Origin of the sequence: Streptomyces katrae, assembly GCF_000966975.1 — a bacterium.
Lineage (GTDB): Bacteria > Actinomycetota > Actinomycetes > Streptomycetales > Streptomycetaceae > Streptomyces > Streptomyces katrae.
In genome coordinates this window covers 1-9,196 of the sequence record NZ_JZWV01000861.1, presented here as the reverse complement: position 1 = coordinate 9,196, position 9,196 = coordinate 1, and the positions used below count along the sequence as shown (strand labels likewise).

The following is a 9,196-nucleotide window of genomic DNA, read 5'->3' as shown; positions in this document are numbered from 1 at the left end:
GGGAACAGCACACGCGACGGACGACGGGTCGGACGGCGGGCGGGCGGGCCGGCGCGCCGGCGGGGCCCTCCCTGAGCGGGATCCACGTCCCGCTCGTCACCCCCTTCACCCGCGGTGGGGAGGTCGCCGCCGGGGCGCTGGAGGCCCTCGCGCACGAGGTGCTCGACGCGGGCGCGGCCGGGATCGTGGCCCTGGGCACCACCGCCGAGGCGGCAGCGCTGGAGGAGGCCGAGCGCGACCTGGTCACCGGGGTCTGCGCCCGGGTCTGCCGGGAGCGGGGCGTGCCGCTCGTGGTGGGGGCGGGGGCGAGCGGGACCCGGGCGAGCGAGGGGGCGCTGGCCCGGCTGGCACGGTGGCCGGAGGCGGCGGCCGCGCTGGTGACCGTGCCCCCGTTCGTCGGCGGGGGGCGTGCTGGCGCACTTCGCGCGGCTGGCCGCCGTGAGCCCGGTACCGCTGGTCGTCTATCACATCCCGTACCGGACGGGGCAGCCGCTGGACGCGGCCGCGCTGCGGGAGCTGGGCTCGCTGCCCGGGGTGGCCGGGGTGAAGTACGCGGCCGGCGGGATCGACCAGGAGACGGTGGCGCTGCTCGGGGGTCTGCCGGACGGGTTCGCGGTGCTGGCCGGGGACGACGTGTACGTGTCCCCGCTGCTCGCCCTCGGCGCCTCGGGCGGGATCCTGGCTTCGGCGCACCTGGCGACGGAGCGCTTCGCGGAGCTGGCCGGGGCCTGGCGGGACGGGGACGTGGCGCGGGCCCGGGAGCTCGGCCACGGGCTGGCGCGGCTCTCGGCGGCCCTCTTCGCCGAGCCGAACCCGGGGGTGGTCAAGGGGGTGCTGTACGCGCAGGGGCGGATCCCGACACCGGACGTACGGCTCCCGATGCTGCCGGCGTCCGAGGCGGCGGTGGCGGCCGCCCTGGAGGAGCTGTCCGCGCTCTGATCCCACCGCCCACTCACAGAGGGGCGCCCGATTCATACCTGTTCATCGGGATTCGGCACTCTCGCGTGAGTCGCCCCAATCGGCGGCATCGGCCCGCGAATTGACCGGATTGGGTGTGGGAACCCCCGGTCCGGCGGGGCCGTGATGTGAGCCACACCCGCCGGGTCAACATCAATTCACCCGGAAGGGTCGATTCCCTTTTCCTGGAAAGGAAAACCTCGATTTCCGGAGAAGTTTTTCCAAGGTCATTTACCGGGGGCCGGAGGGAAGTCGATCTCCGGGGTGAATTCGCGTCTTGTTCGGCCCCGCGCGCTCGCCTACGGTCACCCTCACTCCCGGTGGCCGAATGCCGAATCCGGCCGCCTCCGGGACTCCCCCGCACCCGCACGTGAGGAAATGCGCCATGCCCGCATCGGGTAAGCACCGCCGGCCGAAGCAGCACAAGATCGCCCGCAAGCTGGCCTTCGCCGGCTCGGGCGGAGCGGCCCTCGCCCTGCCCCTGATCAGCGCGACCACGGCCGGGGCGGCCGTCGCGCAGCCGGCTGCGGCACCCGCCGTGCGCACCGTGGCGCTTCCCGCGGCAGAACCCGCCGCCAAACCGGCCGCCGAAAAGGCGGCGGCTCCCGTGATCTATTCCGTGGTCGGCGGCGACACCCTGGCGAAGATCGCCACGGAGCATTCCGTGAGCGGCGGCTGGCAGGCCCTCTACGACGCCAACCGCGAGGTCATCGGCAGCAACCCGTCCGTCATCCGCCCGGGCCTCAAACTGACCCTGGGCGGGGAAGCGAAAGCCGCCGCCGCCCGGGCCACCGCCCTCGCCGCCAAGCCCGCCGCCGCGCCCGCCGCCGTGAAGACGTACGCGAACAACCTGGACGGCTGGATCCGGCAGTCGCTGGACATCATGGCCCGGCACGGGATCCCCGGCACCTACAACGGGATCCACCGCAACGTCATGCGGGAGTCCTCGGGCAACCCCCTGGCCATCAACAACTGGGACTCCAACGCCGCGGCCGGCATCCCCTCCAAGGGCCTGCTCCAGGTCATCGACCCGACCTTCCGGGCCTACCACGTGCCGGGCACGGCGATGGACTCGTACGACCCCGTCGCGAACATCACGGCCGCCTGCAACTACGCCGCCGCCCGCTACGGCTCGATCGACAACGTCAACGGCGCCTACTGAGCGCCGGCTACCGCGCCGCGGCGTGCCCCGGGGCGATCGGCAGCCGGCGCTTGTGGTCGGTGAGCCGGTAGCGGCGGACGATCGTCTCGAAGGCCCGCGCGTCGACCGGCTTGCCCTCCAGGAAGTCGTCGATGTCGTCGTAGGTGACCCCGAGGGCGTCCTCGTCGGCCTTGCCCGGGTCGAGGGTCTCCAGGTCCGCGGTCGGGACCTTCCACACCAGCTCGGCGGGAGCGCCCAGGGCGTCCGCGACCGCGCGCACCCGCCGCTTGGTCAGGCCGGTCAGCGGGACCAGGTCGGCCGCCCCGTCGCCGAACTTGGTGAAGAAGCCGGAGACCGCCTCGGCGGCGTGGTCGGTGCCGACCACCAGGCCGCCGTGGGCGCCGGCCACCGCGTACTGGGCGATCATGCGCTGGCGGGCCTTGATGTTGCCGTGGACGAAGTCCTGGTGGTGGGCGTCGCGGAACTCCACGCCGGCGGCCCGCGCGGCCTCCAGGGCGGCGTCGCTCGCCGGCCGGACGTCCACCGTCAGGACCTGGTCGGCGCGGATGAAGGAGAGGGCGAGCTGGGCGTCGTGCTCGTCGGCCTGGACCCCGTACGGCAGCCGCATCGCGTAGAAGCGGGCCTCGTGCCCGGCGGCGCGGGCCCGCTCGACGGCGAGCTGGCACAGCCGGCCGGCGGTGGTGGAGTCGACCCCGCCGCTGATGCCGAGGACGAGGGAGCGCAGACCGGTGGAGGTCAGCCGCTCGGCGAGGAAGGCCACCCGGCGCTCGATCTCCCGCTCGGCGTCGAAGGTCTCGGCGACCTCGAGTTCCCGGGCGATCTCCTGCTGCAGGGCGATGGACGCCGGCTCGCTCACGTCTGCTCCTCGTTCTCGGCGCGGTCCGCGCCGTCCGCGCTCTGCGCGGGCGTTCGCGTTCCGTTCGACGGTGTGTGTCGCCCCACCCTACCCAGCGCCCGGGACACCCCCGCGGGCCCGGCCCGGGTCAGAGCCAGCCCTGGCGGCGGGCCGCGCGGACGGCCTCCATGCGGTTGCGGGTGCCGGTCTTGCCGATGGCGGCGGAGAGGTAGTTCCGGACGGTCGACTCCGACAGGTGCACCCGGGCCGCGATGTCGGCGACGGTGGCCCCGTCGACGGCCGCGTTGAGCACGTCGGCCTCGCGCGGGGTGAGCGGGTTCGGGCCGGCGCTGAGCGCGGCCGCCGCGAGCGAGGGGTCGATCACGGTCTCCCCCGCCAGCACCCGGCGGACCGCGGCGGCCAGTTCCTCCACCGGCCCGTCCTTGACCAGGAACCCGGCTGCCCCCGCCTCCATCGCCCGGCGCAGGTAGCCGGGCCGGCCGAAGGTGGTCAGGATCAGCACCCGGGTGCCGGGGCAGGCCGTGCGCAGGTCGGCGGCGGCGTCGAGGCCGCTGCGGCCGGGGAGTTCGATGTCCAGGAGGGCCACGTCGGGCCGGGCTTCGAGGGCAGCCGGCACGATCTCGTCCCCGGCGGCCACCTGCGCGACGACCTCGATGTCCTCCTCCAGCCCCAGCAGCAGGGCCAGGGCGCCGCGCATCATCCCCTGGTCCTCGGCCAGCAGCAGCCTGATCATCCGTTCCCCTCGTCCCCGTCCGCGGCCGGCTCCACAGGGAGTTCGGCGGTGACCCGGAAGCCGCCGCCGGGTACTTGGCCGCTGGTGAGCGTGCCGCCCGCGGCCGCGAGGCGTTCTCCGAGGCCGGTCAGTCCGCTGCCCGGCGGGGTCGAGCCTACGCCGCGTCCGTCGTCGGTGATCACCAGCCGGACCCGTTCCGCCTCGCCGTGCACCTCGATCTCGCAGGCGGTGGCCCCGCTGTGCCGGACCGCGTTGGTGGCCGCCTCGCGCACCACCCAGCCCAGCAGGGCGGCGGTCTGCGGGGGCAGCGGGGGGCCGGACTGCCGTACCCGGGGTTCGATACCGGCGGCGCTCAACGCGCCCCGGGCCCGGTCGAGTTCGGCGGCCAGGCTGGACTCGCGGTAGCCGGTGACGGCCTCGCGGATCTCGGTGAGGGCCTGGCGTCCGACGGTCTCGATGTCGCGGACCTGGCCGAGGGCGGCCTCCAGGTCGCGGGGGGCGATGCGCCGGGCCGCCTCCGACTTCACGACGATCACCGACAGGGTGTGGCCGAGGAGGTCGTGCAGGTCGCGGGAGAAGCGCAGCCGCTCCTGGTCCACCGCGGCCCGGGCCAGCTCCTGGCGGGTTTCGCGCAGTTCCAGGACGGTCTCGGACAGGGCGAGGATGGCCGCGGTGACCATGCCGGAGAGGAAGGTCCCGTAGACGATGCCGAGGGCGTCCCAGCCCTCCCTCAGCCCGCCGATCACCCCGGCGACGGCGCTGATGGCGAACATCGCCTGGCCGAGACGGCGGCCCCGGACCACCGCTCCCACGGCCAGGCCCAGCAGCGGGAAGAACAGCAGCCAGCTGTCCCCGTACGCCCCGGCCATGGCGCAGGTGACGGCGCCGAGCGCGGCCAGGCACCAGCGGGTGGCGGGCGCCTGCCGGGCCCGCTGGTCGAAGGCCCGGAACACGATGGTGACGTAGAGGGAGTTGAAGGCCAGCAGGCCCAGGATCCCGATCCACGGGTTCGGGGTCTCGCCGTGGACGACGTTGGAGACGGCGCCCATGCCCAGGAGCAGCCAGGGCAGCAGGGTGAAGGCGTTGGGCGGGCCCATGGGGCCCCTGCCGTAGTCGGGTGCCCCGCCGCGCGCCTTGCGGGCCTTCTCCGCCGCCCGCCACTCGGCCTTGCGGACCGCCCAGTCGGCCTTGCGGGCCGCCCGTTCGGCCTTCCGGCCGTCCCGGCTCCGGCATTCCTCCCGCATGTCCGTTCCCGCTTCCCGTGCCGCTCCCGCGCCGTCCCGCAGGAGCGGCGGTGCGGAGACCTTGTCTGTCATGACCACCACGTTAGGGTCCGGCGCGGGGGTGCCGGCAGAGCCGCCTGTACGGTCCCGACCAGTACGAATGTCATATCGAGCGGCGGCTGCTGCGCAGGGCGCGCACCAGGGTCCCGGCCGGGGCGGCCAGGCCGTAGCCCACGTCCTTGCGCAGGACGCCCGCACCGGCCCGCTCCACGGCGGCGAGCTGGTGTCCCATCAGCTCGGTCATGGCGGAGACCACGGGGCGCAGCCCGGGTTCGGTGAGCCCGAGGATGCCGTCCCCGGCGGCGGCCAGGGAGGTGCGGGCGAGCCGGCATTCGCCGGCCAGGAGGGCCCGTACGGCCGGGGTGTCGCGGGCCGCTTCGAGGTCGGCGCGGGTCACGGAGTGCTCGGCGAGCCGGGCGCGCGGGAGGCAGAGCCGGCCTTCGGCGAGGTCGCCGGCCAGGTCGGCGAGGAAGTCGACGCGCTGGGCGGCGTCCACGAAGGTGCGCCAGCCGGCGGCCTGCGCGGCGTCCGGCCCGCCCTGGTACTGGAGTCCGGTGAAGACGAGGACCCCGGGCCAGGCGTAGGCATCGAGGTAGGCCTGGAAGTCCTCCTCGGTCCCGAACCCGTCGAAGCCGGCCTCGGCGGTGGCGGCGCCGTCGAGGAAGCGGGTGACCCAGTGGGCGGGCAGCGCGCGGGAGCTGACGGCGTGTGCGTAGGCGCGCAGGACCGGGTCGGGGCTGTCGCCGGTCTCCAGGGCCGCCGCGGTGCGGGCGGTCAGCGCGGCGAGGCCGGCGGTCCGCTGCTGCGGGGTGCCGGTCTCGGCCACGTCGTCGACCAGGTTCATGAAGGCCAGGCCCGCCGCGAGCCAGGGCACCAGGGGCGGGGCGGCCAGCAGGCGCAGGGTGACGAAACGCGCGGGGTCGCGGCGCAGCACTCCGCGGGCGGCCCGGGTGTAGTCGTCCCGCAGCCGGGGGCCGGATATCCCGGCCCTGGTGAGGGTGGTGCGCCAGCTTGGCATGGTGTGCGTGCTCCCTTGTACCGCGTCCGCCCGCACACGCGTGCGGGCCGCGCGTACACGATGTCAGGAGCGGTAGACCTTCTTGACGTCGCCCTGGGCATCGGCGTACAGGTAGCCGCCCCGGCCGTACTCGTCGCTGAGGTAGGGCCGCACGGAGGTAGCGCCGCCGTCGAAGAGCCAGGGCTCGACGATGACGTAGCGGGAGGTCGGCTTGGTCACGCCGAGTTCCTGCTGGGCCTTGTCGAGGAGGCCGGGGAGGGCGTCCCAGTTCACGGCCGTCATGTCGATGAGCGCCTTGGTGCCGTCGATCCGGCCGCCGGGGCCGCTGCGTTGGGCCCGGCCGTCGCGGTATTCGTAGCGGTCGTAGGTCCCGGCGCCGTCCGCGGTGGGGATGGAGGCGAGCACGTACCCCTCGTAGACGGTCATCTCCACGAATCTGGTGGTGCCGGACAGCTGCTTGAACGCCTCCAGGGCGGTGCGGACCCGGTCGGGGGTGAGCATGCTGCCCTTGGCCTCGCCGGCGGGGCCGCTCTGCTGCTTCGACGGGACGGTGGCCGGGGTGGCCCGGCCACCGGTGGCGACGGCCGCACCGCCGGTCGGGGCGGGGGCGCCGGCGGTGGGGCCCTTGGCGTTCGCGCCGGCGGAACCGGAGCCGCCGTCGGGGAGCGCCTGGACCAGGCCGATGGCACCGCCGGTGAGGGCGACGGCGAGGAGCGCGCCGATCAGGGCGGGCCGGCGGCGGCCGCGGGGCGGGGTGACGGGTGCGGTGGCGCCGTACGGGGAGCCGCCGCCGGGGCCGAAGGGGCGGGTGTCCTGCGCCGGGGGCGGAGGCCCGTAGGCGGGCGGGAGCGCCGGGGCGAGCGGGGCTCCGCCGGCGGTGAGAGCGGTGCTCGCGGCGCGGAGCAGGGCTTCCAGGGCGGCCCCGTCGGGCCGTACGGCCGGGTCCCGCACGAGCAGCCGTTCCAGTACGGGGCCCAGCGGGCCGGAGCGCACCGGCGCCGGGATCGGGTCGTCGAGCACGGCGACGACGGTGGCGAGGCTGGTGGCCCGGCGCAGCGGGTGGGTGCCCTCGGCGGCCACGTACAGCATCATGCCGAGCGACCACAGGTCGGAGGCGGCCAGCCCCTCCTCGCCCCGCGCGCGCTCCGGGGCGATGTACTCGGGCGAGCCGATCAGCACGCCCGTGGAGGTGAGGGCGGTCGCCCCGCCGAGGGCGGCGATGCCGAAGTCGGTCAGCACCGCCGCCCCGTCGGGCCGCAGCAGTACGTTGGCCGGTTTCACGTCCCGGTGCAGGACCCCTTCGGCGTGCGCGGCCCGCAGCGCCGAGAGGATGTCGAGGCCCAGCCGCAGCACGTCGGCGACCGGCATCGGTCCGTCGGCCAGCCGGTCGTGCAGGGAGCCGCCCTTGACCAGCTCCATCACGATCCACGGGTGGCCGTCGGTGCCGGGCGCGGGTTCCACGATGTGGTGGATCGTCACCACGCCGGGGTGCGCGAGCCGGGCCAGGGCCCGGGCCTCCCGGATGGCCCGGGCGCGCATCTGGTCCGTGATCCGGCGCCCAGGGGTGCGATCAGTTCGAAACGGCCGTCGACCAGCCGTCTGCCGGCCTCACTCGTGTCCATGGCCGGTCATCGTAGAGGGCACCTCCGTCAGCAGCGGCGGCGGTCCGCCGTCAGGGCGCCCTGCGCGGTGGACACCGTACGGTCGTAACAGCCGCCCCCGATTTCGGCCCCGTACAGCTGGTAGCGGGCGGTGGTGGTGCCGACCGCGTGCCGCTGGTCGCGGGGGACGTTCGTCGTGTACGAGGCGTCGCCCGTGTACCGGTCGTCCAGGAGGGTCCGGCCGGTCTGCCGGCCGCCGCGCAGGGTGACGGTGTCGGCGCGGTCGCCCAGGGAGAGGACGGTGCGCAGCCGGCCGGCGGCGTCGAGGGTGGTCTCGCCGTCCATGGTGTAGACGCGGGTGGTGCGGGTGGTGGCGGCGCCCCGGGTGACGGTCTCCTCGTCGTCCCAGGAGGCGGTGAGGGCGTCGCGGTTCTCGCCGTCGGTCCAGCGGTGGACGGAGCTGCCGCGGACGGCCCGGGTGACGGTGGTGGTGACGCGGCCGTGGGAGGTGTCGAGGTATCCGGCGGTGGTGAGGCGGTGGGCTCCGTCGGTGTCGAGGCGGTGTTCGCCGCCGGGGGCGGCGGGCGTCCAGCGGGAGCTGCCGGTGGGGCCGTCTCCTCTGCCGGTGGGGGCCGTCTCCTCGTGCCGGGTCAGGGCGCCGGTGACGACCTCGCGGCCCCGGTCCTGCCAGAGCAGCAGGTTGGTGGGGGTGCTCCAGCCGCTCTGGCCCGCCGGTACCCCGGCGACGGCCACCTCGACGCGGTGCGGGCGGCCGTCGTTGAGGAGGGCGGCGTAGGGGGTGAGGTCGTAGACGGCCGGCTGGACGTCGAAGGCGCGGGGGCCGGGGGTGACGTACCAGAGGAAGGGGTTGGACCAGCCGCCGGTCCAGACGGTCGGGAAGGGCGCGGCCAGTCCGGCGAGCTGCCCGTCGACGGAGACGCGGACCTCGCGGTGGGGGCCGTCGGCGGCCTTGCAGGAGTAGGGCGCGGCGTCGGGAGTGCGCGGCGTCGGGGACGGTCAGGTACCAGAACTCCTCGCAGCCGCCGCCGGAGCCGGCGGCGTAGACCTCGGCGAGGATCCGTTCGGTGTTGCGCGGGGTGGTGACGGCCGGGGTGGTGAGCGGGAGGACGCGGTCGGGGGCGGGGGCTGGGCGGGTGCGGCCCCCGGCGGCGTAGAAGGTGAGGGTGACCTTGACGTCGATGACCCCGGTGTAGGTGTCGTCGACGACGTTGCCGATCAGCATCTCGACGGGCTGCGGGCGGCTGAGGGTGTCGCGGTAGCGGGTGACGTCCTTCTCCACCGACCACTCGATGCCCTCGGGCGAGGGTTCGGGGGTGGAGGTGCTCAGGATCTCCACGCCGCCCAGGGTGAGGTTGCCCAGGCGGTCGTACTGGCGGCCCTTGACCTTGCCGTCGAGGCGCAGCACCACCTTGGCCCAGTCGGAGCGGCCGCAGCCTTCGGGCGGGGTGTAGGCGCCCCGGTAGGGGGTGAAGTCGCGGAACTGGGCCTCGGCGAGGGTCACCCGGCAGGAGGCGGTGGCGGGGTGTTCCACGGGCGGGGCGGCGGTGAGGGGGTCGTGCCAGTCG

The 9,196-nt window shown here is 75.1% G+C and carries 7 protein-coding genes and 2 pseudogenes; 3 read left to right on the top strand and 6 right to left on the bottom strand.

The window, feature by feature from the left end:
- Nucleotides 1–71: 71 nt before the first annotated feature.
- The 3 genes and pseudogenes from VR44_RS48950 to VR44_RS28250 form a co-directional block, all read left to right on the top strand.
- Nucleotides 72–335 (top strand): annotated as a pseudogene (locus tag VR44_RS48950) (dihydrodipicolinate synthase family protein); the annotation flags it as partial.
- A gap of 73 nt (nucleotides 336–408) precedes the next feature.
- On the top strand, nucleotides 409–939 hold the full coding sequence (locus VR44_RS48945; protein WP_342669402.1) for a dihydrodipicolinate synthase family protein: 531 nt from the start codon (nucleotides 409–411) through the stop codon (nucleotides 937–939).
- 403 nt (nucleotides 940–1,342) lie between these two features.
- Nucleotides 1,343–2,119, top strand: coding sequence for a LysM peptidoglycan-binding domain-containing protein (locus VR44_RS28250; protein ID WP_045950439.1), 777 nt, complete (start codon nucleotides 1,343–1,345; stop codon nucleotides 2,117–2,119).
- A gap of 7 nt (nucleotides 2,120–2,126) precedes the next feature.
- On the opposite strand, the gene nadE is transcribed toward VR44_RS28250, so the two are convergent.
- The 6 genes and pseudogenes from nadE to VR44_RS28220 form a co-directional block, all read right to left on the bottom strand.
- Nucleotides 2,127–2,975, bottom strand: coding sequence for an ammonia-dependent NAD(+) synthetase (nadE, locus tag VR44_RS28245; RefSeq protein WP_045950438.1), 849 nt, complete (start codon nucleotides 2,973–2,975; stop codon nucleotides 2,127–2,129).
- A gap of 127 nt (nucleotides 2,976–3,102) precedes the next feature.
- The gene (locus tag VR44_RS28240) at nucleotides 3,103–3,708 is read right to left on the bottom strand and encodes a response regulator transcription factor (protein ID WP_045950437.1); all 606 of its coding nucleotides are present in this window, start codon (nucleotides 3,706–3,708) and stop codon (nucleotides 3,103–3,105) included.
- On the bottom strand, nucleotides 3,705–4,952 hold the full coding sequence (locus tag VR44_RS28235; protein WP_052713864.1) for a sensor histidine kinase: 1,248 nt from the start codon (nucleotides 4,950–4,952) through the stop codon (nucleotides 3,705–3,707). Before VR44_RS28235 ends, VR44_RS28240 begins: the two co-directional genes overlap by 4 nt.
- A 142-nt stretch (nucleotides 4,953–5,094) precedes the next feature.
- A complete protein-coding gene (locus VR44_RS28230) occupies nucleotides 5,095–6,009 on the bottom strand; it encodes a squalene/phytoene synthase family protein (RefSeq protein WP_052713863.1) in 915 nt (304 codons plus the stop codon).
- A 63-nt stretch (nucleotides 6,010–6,072) separates the two neighbouring features.
- Nucleotides 6,073–7,548 (bottom strand): serine/threonine-protein kinase, encoded by a 1,476-nt coding sequence (locus VR44_RS28225; RefSeq protein ID WP_052713862.1) that lies wholly within the window; start codon nucleotides 7,546–7,548, stop codon nucleotides 6,073–6,075.
- Nucleotides 7,549–7,658: 110 nt separating this feature from the next.
- Nucleotides 7,659–9,196, bottom strand: a pseudogene (locus VR44_RS28220) (peptide-N4-asparagine amidase); the annotation flags it as partial.